General features: G+C 76.4%; 15 protein-coding genes. 9 read left to right on the forward strand and 6 right to left on the reverse strand.

Annotated elements, in window-relative coordinates:
• Positions 1 to 251 precede the first annotated feature (251 nt).
• The gene (locus tag ACI79Y_RS17935) at positions 252 to 1,835 is read right to left on the reverse strand and encodes an MFS transporter (protein WP_457159790.1); all 1,584 of its coding nucleotides are present in this window, start codon (positions 1,833 to 1,835) and stop codon (positions 252 to 254) included.
• Positions 1,832 to 2,551 (reverse strand): hypothetical protein, encoded by a 720-nt coding sequence (locus ACI79Y_RS17940; RefSeq protein ID WP_457159791.1) that lies wholly within the window; start codon positions 2,549 to 2,551, stop codon positions 1,832 to 1,834. The genes ACI79Y_RS17935 and ACI79Y_RS17940 overlap by 4 nt, the downstream gene beginning before the upstream one ends.
• A 157-nt stretch (positions 2,552 to 2,708) precedes the next feature.
• On the opposite strand from ACI79Y_RS17940, the gene ACI79Y_RS17945 reads away from it, so the two are divergent.
• The 5 genes from ACI79Y_RS17945 to nirD all read left to right on the forward strand — a co-directional run bounded on the left by ACI79Y_RS17945 (position 2,709) and on the right by nirD (position 10,482).
• Positions 2,709 to 3,734, forward strand: coding sequence for a 3-oxoacyl-ACP synthase III (locus ACI79Y_RS17945; protein WP_457081385.1), 1,026 nt, complete (start codon positions 2,709 to 2,711; stop codon positions 3,732 to 3,734).
• Entirely contained in the window at positions 3,731 to 6,337 is a 2,607-nt protein-coding gene (locus tag ACI79Y_RS17950; RefSeq protein WP_457159792.1) for an alpha/beta fold hydrolase, read from the forward strand. The genes ACI79Y_RS17945 and ACI79Y_RS17950 overlap by 4 nt, the downstream gene beginning before the upstream one ends.
• Before the next feature lie 7 nt (positions 6,338 to 6,344).
• The gene (locus ACI79Y_RS17955) at positions 6,345 to 7,367 is read left to right on the forward strand and encodes an NAD-dependent epimerase/dehydratase family protein (RefSeq protein ID WP_457159793.1); all 1,023 of its coding nucleotides are present in this window, start codon (positions 6,345 to 6,347) and stop codon (positions 7,365 to 7,367) included.
• Positions 7,368 to 7,477: 110 nt separating this feature from the next.
• Complete coding sequence (gene nirB, locus ACI79Y_RS17960; protein ID WP_457159794.1) at positions 7,478 to 10,093, forward strand: nitrite reductase large subunit NirB; 2,616 nt, start codon at positions 7,478 to 7,480, stop codon at positions 10,091 to 10,093.
• Positions 10,090 to 10,482 carry a nitrite reductase small subunit NirD gene (gene nirD / locus ACI79Y_RS17965; protein WP_457159795.1) on the forward strand — a complete coding sequence of 131 codons (393 nt, stop codon included), beginning with the start codon at positions 10,090 to 10,092 and terminating at the stop codon, positions 10,480 to 10,482. The genes nirB and nirD overlap by 4 nt, the downstream gene beginning before the upstream one ends.
• Before the next feature lie 184 nt (positions 10,483 to 10,666).
• Here the strand turns inward: nirD and ACI79Y_RS17970 are convergent, their stop codons facing one another.
• From ACI79Y_RS17970 to ACI79Y_RS17980, 3 genes are all read right to left on the reverse strand, one after another.
• Entirely contained in the window at positions 10,667 to 12,010 is a 1,344-nt protein-coding gene (locus tag ACI79Y_RS17970) for an HNH endonuclease signature motif containing protein (RefSeq protein ID WP_457159796.1), read from the reverse strand.
• Between the two features lie 597 nt (positions 12,011 to 12,607).
• Positions 12,608 to 13,390 (reverse strand): alpha/beta hydrolase, encoded by a 783-nt coding sequence (locus tag ACI79Y_RS17975; protein ID WP_457159797.1) that lies wholly within the window; start codon positions 13,388 to 13,390, stop codon positions 12,608 to 12,610.
• Complete coding sequence (locus ACI79Y_RS17980; protein ID WP_457159798.1) at positions 13,387 to 14,238, reverse strand: alpha/beta fold hydrolase; 852 nt, start codon at positions 14,236 to 14,238, stop codon at positions 13,387 to 13,389. Before ACI79Y_RS17980 ends, ACI79Y_RS17975 begins: the two co-directional genes overlap by 4 nt.
• 74 nt (positions 14,239 to 14,312) lie before the next feature.
• On the opposite strand from ACI79Y_RS17980, the gene ACI79Y_RS17985 reads away from it, so the two are divergent.
• Genes ACI79Y_RS17985 through ACI79Y_RS17995 form a run of 3 tightly spaced genes read left to right on the forward strand, consistent with a single transcriptional unit; the run spans position 14,313 to position 16,695 of the window.
• Positions 14,313 to 14,879 carry a sugar O-acetyltransferase gene (locus tag ACI79Y_RS17985; protein ID WP_457159799.1) on the forward strand — a complete coding sequence of 189 codons (567 nt, stop codon included), beginning with the start codon at positions 14,313 to 14,315 and terminating at the stop codon, positions 14,877 to 14,879.
• Positions 14,876 to 15,463, forward strand: a complete 588-nt coding sequence (locus tag ACI79Y_RS17990; protein WP_457159800.1) for a TetR/AcrR family transcriptional regulator — start codon at positions 14,876 to 14,878, stop codon at positions 15,461 to 15,463. Before ACI79Y_RS17985 ends, ACI79Y_RS17990 begins: the two co-directional genes overlap by 4 nt.
• On the forward strand, positions 15,460 to 16,695 hold the full coding sequence (locus ACI79Y_RS17995) for an MFS transporter (RefSeq protein WP_457159801.1): 1,236 nt from the start codon (positions 15,460 to 15,462) through the stop codon (positions 16,693 to 16,695). The genes ACI79Y_RS17990 and ACI79Y_RS17995 overlap by 4 nt, the downstream gene beginning before the upstream one ends.
• A gap of 25 nt (positions 16,696 to 16,720) precedes the next feature.
• Here ACI79Y_RS17995 and ACI79Y_RS18000 read toward each other — a convergent pair whose 3' ends face one another.
• Positions 16,721 to 18,403 carry a long-chain-fatty-acid--CoA ligase gene (locus ACI79Y_RS18000; protein WP_457159802.1) on the reverse strand — a complete coding sequence of 561 codons (1,683 nt, stop codon included), beginning with the start codon at positions 18,401 to 18,403 and terminating at the stop codon, positions 16,721 to 16,723.
• A gap of 160 nt (positions 18,404 to 18,563) precedes the next feature.
• Between ACI79Y_RS18000 and ACI79Y_RS18005 the strand changes: the two genes are divergently transcribed.
• Positions 18,564 to 19,205, forward strand: a complete 642-nt coding sequence (locus tag ACI79Y_RS18005) for a hypothetical protein (protein WP_457159803.1) — start codon at positions 18,564 to 18,566, stop codon at positions 19,203 to 19,205.
• Positions 19,206 to 19,380: the final 175 nt, after the last annotated feature.

A 19,380-nucleotide genomic window follows, 5' to 3' on the forward strand; every position in this document is an offset into this window, starting at 1 on the left:
GGTACGGGCACGGGAACCTCCGGGATCGGGACGGCGTCGCGCCCATCCCAGGGGGCGCCCCCTGGGACGTGCCACCTCGGCCGCCCATCGGGCCGGTGCGTTCCCGCGCGGCGATCACGCACCGGGCACACATCCCCGGTGAGTCGGCGCCGTCGGTGTGGCCCTGCGGTCTCGCCCGCTGCGGTGCCCGCTCAGCCGTGGGTGGCTCAGCCGTGGGTGGCTCCGCCGTGGGTGGCTCAGCCGTGGGTGGCTCAGCCGTGGGTGGCATGGCCGTGGGCGTGCACCCGGCCGTGCTCGTCGACCGCGCCGAGGCCGTCGCCGTGGGTGCCCGGGGCCGCGCCGTCGGGCCGGCGTTCGGCAGCGGCCCGGGCCGCTTCCCGGCCCTCGTCGCGCCGGTCGTGCCGCCAGTCCACGACGCCGATCACCAGCGCCAGCAGCGCGCCCACGACCGCGACCGACAGCGCCGTCGCCGCGGCCCGCCGGTAGTCCTGCCCGCCGTCGCTGAGCACGAGGTAGAACAGGCCGGGCAGCGCCGCGGTGCCGATCGCACCGCCGAAGCGCTGGAAGGTCTGCAGTCCACCGCCGGCCGAGCCGGCCATCCGCACCGGCACGTCGCGCAGGGTGAGGGTGACGTTGGGCGAGATGACGAACCCGCCGCCGATGCCGGCCAGCAGCAGCGTCGGGGCGGTGACCCAGCCGGTCACCCCGGGCGGCGCGAGCAGCAGCACCGCCGCCGTCCCGGTGAGCCCGACGGCGACGCCGCTGAGCCCGAACACCGTCAGCGCCCGGCCGTAGCGCCCCACCAGCCGGCCGGCCACCACCGCGGCGGACGCCGAGCCGATGGCGAAGGGCGTCACCGCCAGGCCGGACTGCAGCGGCGTCCAGCCCAGCCCGGTCTGGAAGAACAGGGCGAAGACCAGCCAGATCCCGCTGAAGCCGACGAAGTAGACCGTGCCCAGCGCGACCCCCGGCGCGTACCCGCGGGTGGCGGTGACCAGCCGGGGGTCGAACACCGGCTCCCCGCCGCCGCGCACCACCCGGCGCTCCCACAGCACGAAGACCGCGATCAGCGCGAGCCCGATCGGGAACAGCCACCACAGCCGGGTCAACCCACCGGACTCCGCCTCCACCAGCGGCAGCAGCAGGGCGAGGGCGCCCGCGCCGAGCAGGCCCACCCCGACGACGTCGATCCGACCGTGGCCACGGCTGGTCGGCCGGGGCAGCAGCCGGACGGCGAGCACGAAGGCGACGACGCCGATGGGCACGTTGACGTAGAAGATCCACCGCCAGCCGCCCGGTCCGGAGGCCAACGCCAGGAGCAGCCCGCCGATCACCGGGCCGACGGCGGTGGAGATGCCCACGGTGGCCCCGAAGAAGCCGAACGCCCGGCCGCGCTCCGCGCCGCGGAACAGCTGCTGGATCAGCGCGGAGTTCTGCGGCGCCAGGCAGCCGGCGGCCATCCCCTGCAGCAGGCGGGCGGCGATCAGCAGCTCCGCGTTGGGTGCGGCACCCGCCGCCGCGCTGCACGCCACGAAGGCGACCAGGCCGATGAGGAACATCCGCCGCCGGCCGAACGCGTCGCCCAGCCGGCCGGCGGGGACCAGCGCCAGCCCGAAGGTGAGCGCGTACCCGGAGACCACCCACTGCACGGTCGAGGCCGTGGCCCCCAGGTCCTCCTGCAGCGAGGGCAGGGCGACCGAGACGATGCTGACGTCCAGCAGGGTCATGAAGCCGACGACGAGGGTGACCCACAGCGCCTGCCAGCGCTTGGGGTCGGCGCCCTCCGGCGGCTCGGCCGGGCGCTGCCCGGCACGGTCGACGGCTGCGTCGGTCACCAGCGCTCCCTCTCCTGCTCGACTGCGGACGCCGGTCCCGGCTCCCCGCGGGGGATCGTCCCCCGGCGCCCTCCGGTCCGCTCCCCGGGAGACGGGTCCCGCGGGACGGCGACCGTCGTCGTCACCCGGACCACCGAGGGGTCCGGGGGCACCGAGCCGAAGCCGAAGGTCACCGGCGGCTGCACCGGGGCGACCGACCCCAGCGGCTCGCCGTCCCAGGTCGCGTGCACGGCGGTGACGGCGTGCAGGTCCTGGACGCCGTACCACTCGGTGCGGCCGTTGCCGGCGGAGCCGGTGGTGCGCAGCCCGGTCAGCAGGCGGGCGGGCAGGTCGAGCAGCCGGATCCAGCCGGGGGTGCGGGCCAGCGGCGCGGGCACGGCGCGCAGCAGGCGGCCCAGGGCAGGACGGCGGCCGGTGCGCAGCTCCAGCGCCAGCGGCCCGGCGTGCACCTCCCACGTCACGTCGTCCGATCGGCGCACGGCGACGTCGACCACCCGCACCTCGTCGAAGGTGTAGGTGGCCGCGACGAACTCCGCGAGCTCGGCGGACTGCGCGAGCAGCACCCGGTGACCGCCGGGCCGCTGCACCATCACGTCGGAGACCGGCCCCAGCGGCGAGCGGGGCCAGTGGCCGACCACCAGCCGGGTGCCGGAGGTGGTGCCGGTGCCGATGATCCAGCCGTCGAAGCGCAGCCGCTCGCCGCGTCGGGTGCCCACCGGTGCTCGGTGCCCGGGCGGGCGAGGTCCACACCCGCTGTGCGCTCCGTCGCAGGGGGGGCGCCAGCGAATACCGCGGGCTGACGGGGGTAGAACTGGAGCCGAACAGGGCGGAGAGACACCAGGAGTCAGCCCTCCTCAGGACTGGAGCCCGCCCATGAGCGGCAATGCCACCCACCGGTTCAGCAACACCAGCGTGCTGACGGTGCAGACGGCGGACGCGACCCAGGTGATCACCTCCGACGCGATCGACGAGCAGCTGCTGGAGACCTACCAGCGGGTGCGGCTCCGACCCGGCCTGCTGGAGCGGCTGGCCGGCATCCGGGAACGCCGGTGGTGGGCCGACGGCGTCACCTTCGTCGACGGTGCGGCGATGGCCGGGGCCAAGGCGATCAGCGAGAGCGGCGTCGACCCGGCCGCGATCGGGCTGATGGTCAACACCTCGGTGAGCCGTCAGCACCTGGAGCCCTCGACCGCGGTCGCCGTGCACCACGCGCTGGACCTGCCGCGCTCGTGCAAGAACTTCGACATCACCAACGCCTGCCTGGGCTTCGTCAACGGCATCGAGCTGGCCGCGGCGATGATCGACTCCGGCTTCATCGAGTACGCGCTGATCGTCAACGGTGAGGACTCCCAGAAGGTGCAGGAGCGCACCATCGAGCGGCTGCAGGGCCCGGACACCCGTTCCCGCGACGTCATCGACCAGTTCGCCACCCTGACCCTGGGCTCCGGCGCGGCCGCGATGGTGCTGGGCCGCAGCGACCGGCACCCGGAGGGGCACCGGGTGGTCGGGTCGGTGAGCCGGGCGGGCACCGAGCACCACGAGCTGTGCACCGGTGACAACGACCAGATGGACACCGACCTCAAGGGCCTGCTGGACGCCGGCATCGCGCTCTCGGCCGACATGTGGGACGAGGCGGCCGGGGTGTTCGACTGGCAGCAGGGCATGGACCGCTACGTCATGCACCAGGTGTCCAAGGTGCACACCGCGGCGATGTGCGAGCGGTTCGGCGTCGACCCCGCCCGGGTGCCGCAGACCTTCCCGACCCGGGGCAACCTCGGCCCCGCGTCGGTGCCGTTCACCCTCGCGACGGACGCCGACTCGCTGGTCGACGGCGACCGGGTGCTGCTGATGGGCATCGGCTCCGGCCTGAACGCCTCGTGCATGGAGATCGCCTGGTGAGCGACCCCACCGAGGGCCTCCCGCCCGGCCTGCCCGGGCTCGACCCCGCCTGGTCCCGGCGGGTCACCGTCGCCGACGCGGGCGGCGTCGAGCACGAGTGGCACGTGCTGGACAACGGTGTCCGGGAGCCGGTGGGCACGCTGCTCTGCGTCCACGGCAACCCGACCTGGTCCTACCTGTGGCGGCGGCTGCTGGCCGCGGCGCCGCCCGGCTGGCGGGTGGTCGCGCCCGACCACCTCGGGATGGGCTTCTCCGAACGGCTCACCTCTCCGCGGTCCCTGGCCGAGCGGGTCGCCGACCTGGGCGACCTCACCGCCGCGCTGGGCGTGACCGGCCCGGTGGTGACCGTGGGGCACGACTGGGGCGGCATCCTCTCGCTGGGCTGGGCGCTGGCGCACCGCGACCAGCTGCGTGGCGTGGTGCTGACCAACACCGCGGTGGCCATGCCCGCGGGCGACGCCGGGCCGGCGCTGATCCGGGCGGCCCACCTGCCCGGGGTGCGCGGCACCGTCACCGTGGGCACGCCGTTGTTCGTCCGGGCGACGACGGCGCTGTCCTGGCCGCCGCTGCCGGCCGCGGTCCGCGACGCCTTCGCCGCCCCGTACCGGGGCGCGGGCCGGCGCGGCTCGGTCGGTGACTTCGTGGCCGACATCCCGTTCGCCGAAGGCCACCCGTCGCGCCCGGACCAGGAGGCGATCGCCGAGGGCATCCGGGAGCTCGACGTGCCCGCCCTGCTGATGTGGGGACCACGCGACCCGGTGTTCGGCGAGCGGTACCTGACCGACCTGCGGTCCCGGCTGCCGCACGCGCAGGTGCACCGGTTCGAGGGCGCGTCCCACCTGCTCCCCGAGGACGCGCCCCGGTACGCCGCGGCGGTCGCCCAGTTCGTCGCCGACCTCGACGCGCCGCCCTCCCCCGCCTCGTCCTCTGCACCAGGGCCGCGGCCCGCGGTCCCCGCCGACCGGCGACCGTGGTCGGCGCTGACCGAGCGGGCCGGCGACGCCTCCCCCGCCGTCGTCGAGGTCGGCGGTGGCACCGTGAGCTGGTCCGCGCTGCACCGGCGGGTCGAGCAGCTGGCCAGCGGGCTGCGCGCCGCCGGGCTGCGACCCGGCCAGCGGGTCGCACTGCTGGTCGAGCCCTCCGCCGACCTGACCGCGTCGGTGTACGCGGTCTGGCGGGCCGGCGGCGCGATCGTCGTCGTCGACCGGGGCCTGGGCCTGCCCGGGATGCGACGGGCGCTGCGCGGCGCATCCGTGGACGCGGTCATCGGCAGCCGGCAGGGCCTCGCCGCGGCGCGCGCCATGGGCCTGCCCGGGCCGCGGTTCGCCGCCGGCCGGCTGCCCGCCGCCCTCCGCCGGGCGCTCGGGGTCGCGCACGACCTCGCCGAGCTGGAGTCGCTCGGCCGCGCCGCCGGGCCGGTCGCCGACGAGTCCACCGCCGGCGACGACCGGGCGGTCCTGTTCACCTCCGGTGCCACCGGCCCCGCCAAGGGCGTGGTCTACACCCAGGCCCAGGTCGTGGCGCAGATCGCGCTGGTGCGCGAGGCCTACGGGCTGACCGCCGATGACCGGTTCGTCGCCGCGTTCGCGCCCTTCGCCATCCTCGGCCCGGCGCTGGGCATCGGCTCCGCGGTGCCCGACATCGACGTCACCGCGCCGGGCACGCTCACCGCGCCCGCCCTCGCCGACGCCGTCGCCGCCGTCGACGCCACCGTGCTCTTCGCCGCGCCCGCGGCGCTGCGCCGGGTGGTGGCCACCGCCGCCGAGCTCACCGACGCGCAGCGGACCGCGCTGGCCGGGGTGCGGCTGGTGATGTCGGCCGGCGCACCGGTGCCGGCGTCCCTGCTGCGCTCGCTGCGCGAGGTGCTGCCCGCCGCCGAGGCGCACACGCCCTACGGGATGACCGAGGCGCTGCCGGTCACCGACGTCTCGCTGCCCGAGATCGAGGCCGCCGAGCAGGAGGCGGGCGGGATGCCGGACGGCGTCTGCGTCGGCCGGCCGCTGCCCGGGGTGGAGGTGCGGGTCAGCCCGCTGGACGACGCCGGGGCCGCCGTCGGCACGCTGACCACCGCCCCCGGCGTCACCGGTGAGGTCTGCGTGCGGGGCGCGCACGTCAAGGACCGGTACGACGCGCTGTGGATCACCGAGCGGCTGTCCTCCCGCGACGCCGGCTGGCACCGCACTGGCGACGTCGGGCACCTGGACGCCGACGGCCGGCTGTGGGTGGAGGGCCGGCTGCCGCACGTCGTCACCACGCCTGCCGGCCCGGTCACCCCGGTCGGCGTCGAGCAGCGGGTGGCGCAGCTGCCCGCGGTCGCCGCGGCCGCGGCGGTCGGGGTGGGCCCGGCCGGCACCCAGGCCCTGGTGGTCGTCGTGGTGCCCGCCGGCGGCGGCGCCCGGCGCGGGCGGCTGCAGCCCGCCGGCACCGAGCTGGCCGACGCCGTCCGGGAGCGGGCGGTGGTGCCGGTCGCTGCGGTGCTCGTCTCCGACCGGCTGCCGGTCGACATCCGCCACCAGTCCAAGGTCGACCGGGCCGCCGTCGCCCGGCAGGCCGCCCGGCTGCTCGCCGGTTCCCGCACCGGCCCGCGCCGCCCCGGAGCGTGAGGCGCCGGTGAAGGTGCTGGTCACCGGCGCCAGCGGGATGCTCGGCCGGGCCACCGCCACTGCACTGGTCGAGCGCGGCGACGAGGTCACCGTGCTGCAGCGCCGCCCCGCGGGGCTGCCGTGCGCGGAGGTGCTGGCCGACGTGGCCGACCGGGCGGCGGTGGCCCGCGCCGTGGCCGGGCACGACGCGGTGGTGCACCTGGCCGCGAAGGTCGACGTCGTCGGGCCGTGGCACGAGTTCCAGCGGGCCAACGTCGAGGGCACCCGGTCGGTGCTCGACGCCTGCCGGGCCGGCGGCGTCGCGCGGCTGGTGCACGTCTCCTCCCCGTCCGTGGCGCACGCCGGCGCGGCGCTGGCCGGCGCGGGCGCCGGGCCGGCCGACCCGGTCCGGGCCCGCGGTGCGTACGCCCGCTCCAAGGCGCTGGCCGAGCAGGAGGCGCTCGCGGCGGACTCCGCGGCGCTGGCCGTGCTCGTCGTCCGCCCGCACCTCGTGTGGGGGCCGGGCGACCCGCAGCTGGTCGAGCGGATCGTCGCCCAGGCCCGCGCCGGGCGGCTGCCGGTGATCGGCACGGGCGCGGCGCTGGTCGACACCACCTACGTCGACAACGCCGCCGCGGCGCTGATCGCCGCGGTCGACGCCTGCGGACCGGTGCACGGCGAGGCGCTGGTGGTCTCCAACGGCGAGCCCCGGCCGGTCGCCGAGGTGCTCGACCGGCTGTGCCGGGCCGTCGGCGTGCCCGGCCCGACCCGGCACGTCCCGTTCCCGCTCGCCTGGGCCGCCGGCGCTGCCGTCGAGGGCGTCTGGCGGGCGACCGGCCGCCGGGACACTCCCCCGCTGACCCGTTTCCTCGCCGAGCAGCTGGCCACCGCGCACTGGTTCGACCAGCGGCGCACCCGCGAGGCGCTGGGCTGGCGGCCGCGGGTCGGCCTGGCCGAGGGCTTCGCCCGGCTGGCCGACAGCTACGCCGACGCCTCCGCGCACAGCCCCGCTCCTCACACCGGTGCCCCAGCGGCTGTGCATCCGAGCTAGCCGACGCGTAACGCCGACGGCGGCTCCGGGAAACACGCCGTCAATACCTTCGCCAGGCACCCCGAGGCGCCCGTCGGGCGCCCGCACCGCCGCGAAGGAGCACCCGCCCCATGCCTCTCTCCCCCAGGCAGCTGGTCGTCGTCGGCGGCGGCATGGTCGCCCACCGGCTGGTGGAGGCGCTCGTCGACCGGGGCGGGGTCGCCGACGGCGGCTGGCAGGTCACCGTCCTCGCCGAGGAGCCCCGCGCCCCCTACGACCGGGTCGCGCTGACCTCCTACTTCTCCGGCCGGGATCCCGAGGACCTCTCCCTGGGCCAGCCGGAGCTGTGGGAGACGCCCGGGGTCACCCTGCGCCGCGGCGAGCAGGTCACCGCCATCGACCGCGCCGCCCGGCGAGTCAGCACCGCCTCCGGCCGGGAGCTGCCCTACGACGCGCTGGTGCTCGCCACCGGCTCCTCCCCCTTCGTGCCGCCGGTGGAGGGGCGCGACCTCACCGGCTGCTTCGTCTACCGGACCATCGACGACGTCGCCGCGCTGCGGCAGTACGTGACCGACCGGCAGCGGGAGCTGCCCCGCCCGGTCACCGGCGCCGTCGTCGGCGGCGGGCTGCTCGGCCTGGAGGCTGCCGGTGCCCTCACCGCGCTCGGCGTCGAGACCTCCGTGGTCGAGTTCGCGCCCCGGCTGATGCCCCTGCAGGTCGACGACGGCGGCGGCGAGGCGCTGGCCCGGCTGGTCGGCGCGCTCGGCGTGCGGATCCACGCCGGCACCGCGACGGCGAAGCTCACCGCGGGGCGCGACGGCCGGGTCGGCCGGATGCACGCCGCGGAGGGCTCGGCCACCGGGCTCGAGCAGCTGGACGTCGACGTGGTGGTGTTCGCCGCCGGCGTCCGCCCCCGCGACGAGCTGGCCCGCGCCGCCGGGCTGCCGGTGGGCCCCCGCGGTGGCGTGCTGGTCGACGCCAGCTGCCGCACCGAGGACCCGACGGTGTACGCCATCGGTGAGGTCGCCGCCGTCGACGGGCGCACCTACGGTCTGGTGGCGCCGGGCTACACGATGGCCGAGGTGGTCGCCGACCGGCTGCTGGGTGGGGCCGCGGACTTCCCGGGCGCGGACCTCTCGACCAAGTTGAAGCTGCTCGGGGTCGACGTCGCCAGCTTCGGTGACGCGTTCGGCACCACGCCCGGGGCGCTGTCGGTGGTCTACGGCGACCCGGTCGCCGGGGTCTACAAGAAGCTGGTGCTCTCCGACGACGCCCGCACGCTGCTCGGCGGCATCCTGGTCGGCGACGCCACCGCCTACGCCGGGCTGCGCCCGATGGTCGGCCGCGAGCTGGGCGGTGACCCGGCGGCCTGGCTGCTGCCCGAGGGCGCCGAGGGCGGGCCGGGCTCGGCCGAGCTGCCCGACGACGCCGCGGTCTGCTCCTGCAACAACGTCACCGCGGGCACGATCCGGGACGCCGTGCGCTGCGAGGGCTGCACCGACCTGGGCGCGGTGAAGGCGTGCACGAAGGCGGGCACCAGCTGCGGGTCGTGCCTGCCGCTGGTGAAGAAGCTGGTGACCACCGAGCTCGAGGCCGCCGGCGTCACCGTCAGCTCCGCGTTGTGCGAGCACTTCGACGTGAGCCGCGCGCAGCTGTTCGACATCGTGCGGGTCACCGGGATCGCCAGCTTCAGCGAGCTGGTCGAGCGGCACGGCCGCGGCCGCGGGTGCGACATCTGCCGGCCGGTGGTCGCCTCGATCCTGGCCAGCCTGGACGGCCGGCACGTGCTGGAGGGCGAGCGGGCGGCGCTGCAGGACACCAACGACCACGTGATGGCCAACATCCAGAAGGACGGCACGTACTCGGTGGTGCCGCGGGTGCCCGGCGGGGAGATCACGCCGGAGGGGCTGATCGCGATCGGCGAGGTGGCCCGGGACTTCGGGCTGTACACGAAGATCACCGGCGGGCAGCGGATCGACCTGTTCGGTGCCCGGATGGAGCTGCTGCCGGCGATCTGGCAGCGGCTGGTGGACGCCGGCTTCGAGTCCGGGCACGCCTACGGCAAGTCGCTGCGCACGGTGAAGTCCTGCGTGGGCTCGACCTGGTGCCGCTACGGCGTGCAGGACTCGGTCGGGCTCGCGGTGGCCCTGGAGCTGCGGTACCGCGGCCTGCGTTCACCGCACAAGATCAAGCTCGGGGTGTCCGGGTGCGCCCGGGAGTGCGCCGAGGCGCGCGGCAAGGACGTCGGGGTGATCGCCACCGACAAGGGGTGGAACGTCTACGTCGGCGGCAACGGCGGGTTCACCCCGCGGCACGCGCAGCTGCTGGCCGAGGACCTGGACACCGAGACGCTGGTGCGCACCATCGACCGCTTCCTCGTCTACTACGTGCGCACCGCCGACCGGCTGCAGCGCACCGCCCCCTGGCTGGAGGAGATCGAGGGCGGCCTGGAGCACGTCCGCGCCGTCGTGCTGGAGGACTCCCTCGGGATCGCCGCCGACCTCGACGCGGCGATGGCCGCGCACGTGGAGGGCTACACCGACGAGTGGCGGGCGACGCTGGAGGACCCGGAGAAGCTGCGCCGGTTCGCCGCGTTCGTCAACGCGCCCGACTCCCCCGACCCGTCGCTGGCCTACGTGGTCGAGCGCGGGCAGCCGCGGCCGGTGACCGACGCCGACCGTGCCGATGCCGACCGCCCCGGTGCCGTGCTCGTCGCCGGGCCCCGCCTGGAGGTGTTCTCCCGATGACCGCGAGCCTTGAGCGTCCCGTTGCCACGACCGCGACGGCGGCCACGACCGCCGATGAGACTGCGACTGGCTGGACGACCGTCTGCGCGTTCGACGACCTGCTGCCCGAGCGGGGCGTCGCGGCGCTGGTGGACGGTGTGCAGGTGGCCGTCTTCCGGCTGTTCGACGGCAGCCTGCACGCGGTGGGCCACCGGGATCCGTTCAGCGGCGCGCACGTGCTGGCCCGCGGCCTCGTCGGCACCCGCGGCGAGGCCCCGACGGTGGCCTCACCGATGTACAAGCAGGTGTTCGACCTGCGCACCGGCCAGTGCCTGGACGACCCTGCGGTATCCGTCCCGGTCTACCCGGTGCGGCTGCGGGATGACCTCGTCGAGGTCGCCGTCGCCTGAGCAACCCGCCGGCTCCACCGCCCGCGTGCCCGTCCAACGCATCCCCACCCGGTCCGAGCTCCCAGCCCCGTCCAAAGCCTCCCCGCCCCCCTTGTGTCGATGGGGAGACATGTCGGCGGGGAGACGTGTCGACGGGGAGACGTGTCGACGGGGAGACGTGTCGTCACCACGACGTGCCTGCACGTCATGAGATCGGCATGTCGGCACGGCGACGTCTCCAGGTGTCGACTTGCAAGGGCGGCGGATCCTGGGTCAGTGGTGGTCCGGGTTCCGCCGGTGGTGGTCCGGTGACCGACCCGGCTGATGGTGGCGCGGGTTCCGGTGGTCGAGCGCCGGGTGGTCGCAGGCCGGGTGGTCGGGTGATGCGGGTGACCCCGCTCGGGGTGGTCACCTGCAACGTGCCGTCGGGGGTCATCCGGAACTGCCAGCCGGGCGCGAAGGTCTTCAGGCGATGGTGGGAGCGGCACAGGCAGCAGAGGTTGGCGCAGTCGGTGGCCCCGCCGCAGGCGTGCGGGATGACGTGGTCGAGGTCGGCCCAGCCCACGCGTTGGCCGCAGCTGGGGAACCGGCAACGCCGATCCCGGGTGGTGACGAACGCCCGCTGGCGTTCGGTCGGCCGGTAGTTCGTGGTTGCCGGCGGCGGGCCCAGCAGCGGGCAGGCGCACGGTTCGCTGCCATTGCCATCGCCATCGCCACCGCCACCGCCATTGCGGCCGGCCTCCGCGGGGTCGGGGTGCTCGGTGCAGCCGCGGCGGGCGAGCCGGGTGAGTTCGGCGGGGGTGACCGTGGCCAGCAGCTGCCCGTCGGGGCCGGTGATCGCGTAGCTGAGGCTGCCGCCGTCAGGTGCGGTGAGCCCGAGGGCGCCGATGCGGGTGAGCAGGTCGCGCAGGTGGGCGGCGGTGATCGGCAGTCCGTTCACCTCACCCGGCGCCGCCCCGCCCTCCAGGGCCTCCAGCGCGGCGGTGATGGTCAGGTTCGCGGCGACCAGGGGCAGCCCGTGGTCGGCGGGTCGGAGGATCAGCGCCGCGTGCACCCACGTGCGCAGGACCCCGATCGGCCGCTCGTCGCCGTCGGCTTTGAGCATCCGGGCCACCTGGTCGATGAGGTCGTGGGCCTGGGCGGCCACGTCAGCGGGCAGATCAGCTGCCAGCACCGCACGACCGTCAACGGCCGAGGGGTACAGGTGCACGTCGGCGGTCTTCTCCGCCTCCGCCCGCGCTTCCTCCGCCGCGTCGGCGTCGAAGCGCAGCACCAGCTCCGTCGCGCGCTTCGCCAGCCCGGTCACCGACAGGTCGCTGGCCTCACCAAGCAGCGCCGCCTCGACGCGGGCAGCGACGTCGGCGGGCGTGGACCTCAGCGCGTCGGCCAGCGCCTGCGCCCGCCGCTCGTCCAGCTCACCGACCTTGAGTGCGGCGAAGGTGGCCGGCAGCTTCCGCGCCCAGGTCAACGCCCGGGTCAACCGCACCGCCGCGGTCCCGCGACCCACGTTCAGCACCGTGGCCAGCTCGGCAGTGAAGAACTCACTCACCTCACCGTCAGCCGGCTGCGCCGTCCAGCCCGCCCGCCGCGCACCCGGGGGGGGGGGGGGGGGGGGGGGGGGGGGGGGGGGGGGGGGGGGGGGGGGGGGGGGGGGGGGGGGGGGGGGGGGGGGGGGGGCGGCGCGCCCGCGCCGCCCCCCCGCCCCACCCCCCCCCCCCCCCCCCCCCCCCCCCCCCCCCCCCCCCCCCCCCCCCCCCCCCCCCCCCCCCCCCCCCCCCCCCCCGCCCCCCCCGCCCCCCCCCCCCCCCCCCCCCCCGAGGTCGGCCGCTGCCCGGCCAGCGCCAGGGTCAGCTCGCCCTCCTCCGCAGCCGCCATCGCCCGCCGCCGCTGCAGACCCTGCAACCGCGCCGCCAGCAGCTCATCAGGCCACTCGGACGCCGGCGTCGGCCCTCTGAACTCCGGGTAGTGCAGCTCGATCACCACGTTGGCCGACCGGGCAGGCGGGACCGACGGCGGGGGCAGGGCCGCGGTCTCCGTCATGCACCCGAACATACGTTCGAGATACGACAGTTTCGACGGTCAGAGTCGCGGCATCGCGGCTGAGCCGATCCACACCCGGCCCGGGAGCGAGCAACGGCCAGTCCGGTCACCAGCCGAGCCAGTCGACCGCCTCCGCCGCGATGTCCGGGGGCACCGTGTGCGGTCCGTCGAACTCCCGGTAGGTGACGTCGTACCCGTCGTCCCGCAGGTCCGGGACGAGGTCCCGGCTGGTCCGGTCGATCGGGAGCACCTCGTCGGCGGTGCCGTGCGAGACGAACACCGCCGGCTGCCCGGAGCGGGGACCGCTCGGCACGAAACCGGGCGAGAAGGCGAGGACGTGGCCGAACAGCTCCCCGTTGGCCAGGCCCAGCCCGAGGGCGTACGTCGCGCCGTCGGAGAACCCGGCGACCGCGACCCGCGCCGGGTCGATGGCCAGCTGCGCGAAGACCGCGTCGAGCGCCCGGTCGACCAGCTCGACGTCGTCGCCCCAGCCACCGCGGACGGCGTCCCAGGTGGAACCGCGGGAGGCCGGGGCCAGCAGCACCAGGCCGCGCTCGTCGGCCAGCCCCTGGAGCAGGCCGATGCCCGCCGCGGCGTCGCCGCCCGCGCCGTGCAGCGAGATCACCAGCGGCGCCGGCCGCTGCGGGTCCAGCTCGGGTGGCACGTGCAGCAGCGCGTCGCGGTCGCTCTCCAGCCCCAGCGGGCGGGTGCCGGACGGCGCCTCCGTCCCTGGCGCTCCGTCGGGCCGGGCGGTCAGCGTGGCCGCGTCGTCGTCCCCACCACCGCCGCCCCGCGAGGTGACCACCTGCCCACCGCAGCCGGCGAGCACCAGCCCACCGGCCAGGGCGAGCACCTGCCGGCGGGAGACCGCGCCCGGTGAACGGGTCATGTCCGGTCGAGCAGCCGTCCGATGGCCTCGGCGACGACGTCCGGCCGGTCGGCGGGCACGAAGTGGCTGGCGCCGTCGACCAGGGTCAACCGGGCGTCGGGCAGGTCCTTCGCCAGCCGCTCCCCGTACCGCGGTTTCATCTGGTGGTCCAGCCGGCCCCACACCACCTCGGCGGGCATGGTCAGCCGCGGCAGGAACGGCGCCACCGTCTGGGTGTAGACCGAGTCCAGCGACCGCAGGTGCCGGGCCAGCAGCCGCGGGCCACCGGGGCGTGCCCACGGGGCCACGAAGCGGTCGACGAACGCCCCGGCGCGGTCCTGGTCGGCGAACAACGTCCGCAGCGCCGGGCGCAGCGCGGCGGCCACGGCCGGGGGCGGCAGCTGCCGCACCAGCGGCCAGGCGGCCTTCATCGCGCGCACCAGCGGCACCGGCCACCCGTCGTAGCTGACCCCGTCGACCACGCCGAGACCGGCGACCCGGTCGGGCGCGGTGGTGGCGAGGATCTGGGCCACGCCGCCGCCGAGGTCGTGCCCGACGACCACCACGCGGTCCAGCTCCAGCGCGTCCAGCAGCCCCAGCAGCAGCGACGCCTGGGTGGCCAGGTCCACCGGGTGCCCGTCCGGGGCGGCCGAGTCGCCGTAGCCCAGCATGTCGACGGCGAACACCCGTGCCCGGGCGGCGACCGATGGGACGACGTCCTCCCACAACCGGTGGTTCGTGGGGATGCCGTGCACCAGCAGGACGGGTGGCCCGGGCTCCCCCGCCGTCCAGACGTTGAGGCGCGCCCCGCCCACGTCGACGAGCCGGGTCTCCCCGGTCGGCAGCTGGTCGATGTCCGTTCCGCTCATGCCGGGTCCGGTGCCCAATCGGCCCGTGGCGACACCCCGTTCCGAACGGGTCGCCGTTGTGTACGTTTGTACACATGGACGACGCGCGCACCATGCGCGAGCGGATGCTCGCCGGTGACCTCTACATCGCCGACGACCCCGAGCTGGCCGCCGAGAACACCCGCGCCCAGCAGCTCACCCACCGCTACAACACGATGGACCCCACCGACGGCGCCGCCCGCCGCGAGGTGCTCGAGCAGCTGCTGGCCGCGTTCGGCCCCGGCAGCGAGCTGCGCCCGCCGTTCCGCTGCGACTACGGCCACCAGACCTCGGTCGGGGCGCGGACCTTCGCCAACTTCGGCCTGGTCGTCCTCGACGTCGCCCGGGTGACCATCGGCGACGACGTGCAGCTGGGCCCGAACGTCCAGCTGCTCACCGCCACCCACCCCGTCGAGCCCGCCCCCCGCCGCGACAAGTGGGAGGGCTCGGCGCCCATCGTCATCGCGGACAACGTCTGGCTCGGCGGCGGCGTCATCGTCTGCCCGGGGGTGACCATCGGGGAGAACACCGTGGTGGGCGCCGGCGCCGTGGTCACCCGGGACCTGCCGGCGAACGTGGTCGCGGTCGGCAACCCCGCCCGGGTCGTCCGCGAGATCGGATGAGCGCGGAGGCGGAGGGGCGCCCCGCACGCCGGCACGACCCGCAGCGCGCCGACCGGATCCTCGACGCGGCCCTCGACGTGATCGCCGAGCACGGCGTCGCGAACACCACGCACCGGCTCATCGCCGCCGCCGCCGACGTCCCGCTGGGGTCGCTGACCTACCACTTCACCGGCCTCGACGACCTGCTCGCCCAGGCGTTCGCCCGGCACGCGGAGCGGATGGCGGTCGTCTACGAGGGGCACTTCCACCAGGTGCACAGCACCGCCGACGTCGTCGCGGCCGTCACCGACCTGGTGCACGGGGACGCCGGCGCCGACGACCGGGACTGGGCCGTCGCCTACGAGCTCTACCTGGCCGCGCTGCGCGACCCGTCGCTGCGCGCGGTCACCGAGTCCTGGATGCGCCGCAGCCGCAGCGTGCTGGAGCGCTTCGTCGACCCGGTCACCGCCCGCGGCGTCGACGCCCTCATCGAGGGGCTGGTCATGCACAAGGTGCTGGCCACCAGCCCGGTCGACCGGGCCCAGACCACCGAGATCATCGCCCGCGTCGTGCGGCCGAGCCCCGCCCCCGAGGAGCACGCATGAGCACCGCCGCCGCCGCGTCCCGCCCGTCGGCCGCGCAGGTGCGCACCGCCACCCGCGCGACCTACCTCGCCTTCATCGGCGCGGGCTTCGCCTTCGCCAGCTGGGCCGCCCGCATCCCCCAGGTCCGCACCCGGCTCGACCTCGACCCCGCCGCGCTCGGGCTGGTGCTGCTCGCGATCGCCGCGGGGTCGGTCATCGCCCTGCCGCTGTCCGGGCCGGTGATCGCCCGGCTGGGGTCGCGGCGCACCGTGACGCTGATGGTCGGCCTGCTCACCGTCGCGCTGGTGATCGTCGCCGTGGCACCGCTGATCGGCGTGCTCCCCCTGGTGCTGGGGCTGTTCCTCATGGGGTTCGCGAACGGCGCCTGGGACGTCGGCATGAACGTGCAGGGCGCGGTGGTGGAACGCCACCTGGGCCAGGCGGTGATGAGCCGATTCCACGCCGGCTTCAGCCTGGGCACGGTCGCCGGCGCGCTGGGCGGCGCGGCGATGGTGGCGCTCGACGTGTCGGTCACCGCGCACCTGCTCGGCGTCGCCGCCGTGGTCGCCGCGGTGGTGCCCGCAGCCGTCCGCGGCTTCGTCGCCGACGTCGAGGACACCCCCGACGGCGAACGGCCGGCCGCCGAGGGCGGGGTGCTCGCCCGGTGGCGCGAGCCGCGCACCCTGCTGATCGGGGTGTTCGTGCTCGCCTTCGCCTTCGCCGAGGGGACGGCGAACGACTGGATCAGCATCGCGCTGATCGACGGGTACGGCCTCAGCCCGGCGCTGGGCACGCTGGGCTTCGCGCTGTTCCTCACCGCGATGACCGCGGCCCGCTGGGTGGGCCCGCCGCTGCTGGACCGGTTCGGCCGGGTGCCGCTGGTGCGGGCGCTCGCCGGGCTGGCCGTGGTCGGGCTGCTGCTGTTCGTCTTCGGCCCGAACCCCGCCGTCGCCTTCGCCGGGGCGCTGCTCTGGGGCGCGGGCACCTCGCTGGGCTTCCCGGTCGGCATGAGCGCCGCCGCCGACGACCCCGCGCACGCCGCGACCCGGGTCAGCGTCGTCGCCTCGATCGGCTACTGCGCGTTCCTGGCCGGCCCGCCGCTGATCGGCTTCCTCGGGCACGAGCTGTCGGTGCTGCGTGCGCTGACCGTGGTCGCGGTGCTGCTCGCCGTCGCGACCGCGATCGCCGGCGCGCTACGGGACCCCGCGGCCGAGCCGGAGCGGGAGACGGAGACGGAGCCGTCCGAGCGGTGAGCAGCGGCCCGGCGCCCGACGACGGTCAGCCCTCGAGCAGCTGGTCGCGCACCTGGCGGCGCAGCACCTTGCCGATCTGCGAGCGGGGCAGGTCCTCCACCGGCACCAGGCGCCGCGGCACCTTGTAGCCGGCCAGCTGCTCCCGGGCGCGACCGCGCACCGCGTCCAGGTCGAGGCCGGGGTCGTCGAGCACGACGGCGGCCACGACCTCCTCCGCGCCGTCCGGGCCGGGCAGGCCGACCACGGCGGCGTCCCGGATGCCCGGCACCCCCTTGAGCACCTCCTCGACCTCCGAGGGGTGCACGTTGAACCCGCCGGTGATGACCAGCTCCTTGATCCGGTCGACCACGGTGACGAAGCCGTCGTCGTCGGCCACGACGATGTCGCCGGTGCGCAACCAGCCGTCGGCCAGCAGCACCGCGGCGGTCTCCTCCGGCCGGTTCCAGTAGCCGGAGAACACCTGCGGCCCGCGCACCAGCAGCTCACCCCGCTCCCCCGGCGCCCGCTCCACGGCCGGGTCCTCCGGGTCGACGATGCGCATCTCCGTGGACGGGAAGGGCAGGCCGACGGTGCCCGGCCGCCGGGTCGAGCCGACCGGGTTGCCCAGCACGATCGGTGAGGTCTCGGTCATCCCGTAGCCCTCCACGACCAGCCCGCCGGTGACCTCCTCCCACCGCTGCGCCGTCGCGCCCGGCAGCGGCATGGCACCCGAGAGGGCGAACCGGGTGCTCGACAGGTCGGCGCCGCGCTCGGCGGCGGCGGTGGCCAGCCGGTCGTAGACCGGTGGCACGGCCGGCAGGAAGGTCGGCGGCAGCCGGCGGGCCGCGGCGAGCACCTGGTCGACGTCGAACCGCGGGAACAGCACGAGCGTCGCACCCAGCCGGACGGCGGCCACCAGGCCCAGCAGCATCCCGTAGGCGTGGAAGAGGGGCAGGATGCCGTAGAACACCTCCTCGCCCTCCCGCAGCCCGGGCACCCAGGCGACGGACTGGGTGACGTTGGCCAGCAGGTTGCGGTGGGTGAGCACCGCGCCCTTCGGGGCGCCCGTGGTGCCGCCGGTGTACTGCAGCAGCGCGACGTCGGTGTGCGCCGGCCCCGGATGCGCCGGATCGAGCGGCGGCGCCTCGGCGACCAGGTGCTCCCAGCCCAGCGCACCGGGCGCCGGGCCGGTGATCGCCGATCGGGTGGCCCGCGCCTTCGGCACCGGCAGGCGCAGCGCCAGCCGCTTGGTCCACGGCAGCGCGCGGGTCAGGTCGACCGCGACGACGGTGCACCGGCCGGGGAGGTCGAGCCCCTGCACCAGCGGCGCGACCTTGTCCCAGACCACCGCGACGGTGGCCCCGTGATCGCGGAACTGGGTGTGCAGCTCCTCGGCGGTGTAGAGCGGGTTGTGCTCCACCACGACGGCGCCCAGCCGCAGCGCCGCGTAGAAGGCGACCACGTGCTGCGGGCAGTTGGGCAGCACCAGGGCGACCCGGTCGCCGGGACCGACGCCGAGCCGGCGCAGCGCCTCGGCGGCGCGCGTCACCCGGTCGGCGAGCTGCGCATAGGTGGTGGCGCCGCCGGAGAAGTCCAGCGCCCTGCGGTCGGGGAAGCGCGCCGCGGCCTCGGCCAGCAGGTCGCCCACGGTCTGCTCGGGCACCTCCACCCGGGCGGGCACCCCGGGTGCGTAGCTGCGGGTCCAGTGCGGCACCGGTTCGGCGGTCACCCGGACAGCGAACCACGCCGGGCGCGCGGGCCGCCCGGGGACCGGTCACTGAGGGTGGGCACGTGGAGATCTCGTGACGATCGGCCGGTGGATGTGCCGCCGGGTGTGTGCGCGAGCACACCTCCAGCACCACCTCCCCGTCGATTTCAGGAGGCCCGCGATGTCGACCCCCTCGCCCCGACCGTCGGCCCGACTCTGGCGCGGGGTGACCCGGGCCGGCCGGCTGGCCGCGCCCGCGCTGTACGTGGGCACCGCCCTGCTGGGCGCCACCGCGACGTCCGTGCCGTCGCTCCTGCTCGTCGGGCTGCTGGCCGGCGCCGCCATCGGCGTGACGATCGGCCTGGCCGACCCGGGGTTCCCGGCGTCCCCGGCGGCCCGCCGCCGGGCACTCTGCGCCGCCGGCATCGGGGTGCTGCTGCTGCCGTTCGCCACCGGGATCGGGCTGCTGGGCAGCGCAGGTGTGCTGGTCGTGCCGCTGCTGCTGGTGCTCTGCGCCGTGCTGGCCGCGGGGTGGCTGGCCGAACTCGACACCAGCCCGGCACCCGCGTCGCGGGAGACGCTGCCGGAGCCGCTGCGCCACCCGGTGGACCAGCTGACCACCGAGCAGCTGTTCGCCGCGTGGTCGGCCAGCGGGGAGCGGCTGCGCCGCCCGGTGTCGTCGGCCACCCGGGCGGACCTCGCCGAGCTCCGCGCGGCGCTGCTGGACGAGCTGCTGCGGCGGGAGCCGGAGACCACCGCGCGCTGGCTCGATCAGGGCGCGCCGGCCCCCCGACACCACCGGGGCGGCGGCACGCCGGTCTGACCGGTCGGCGCGCCGGGGCTCAGCGGGCGGACCGGGTCCGGCCCGCCGGCGCCGAGGGGGGGGGGGGGGGGGGGGGGGGGGGGGGGGGGGGGGGGGGGGGGGGGGGGGGGGGGGGGGGGGGGGGGGGGGGGGGGGGGGGGGGGGGGGGGGGGGGGGGGGGGGGGGGGGGGGGGGG

The sequence above is a fragment of the Modestobacter sp. SYSU DS0875 genome (genome assembly GCF_054050915.1).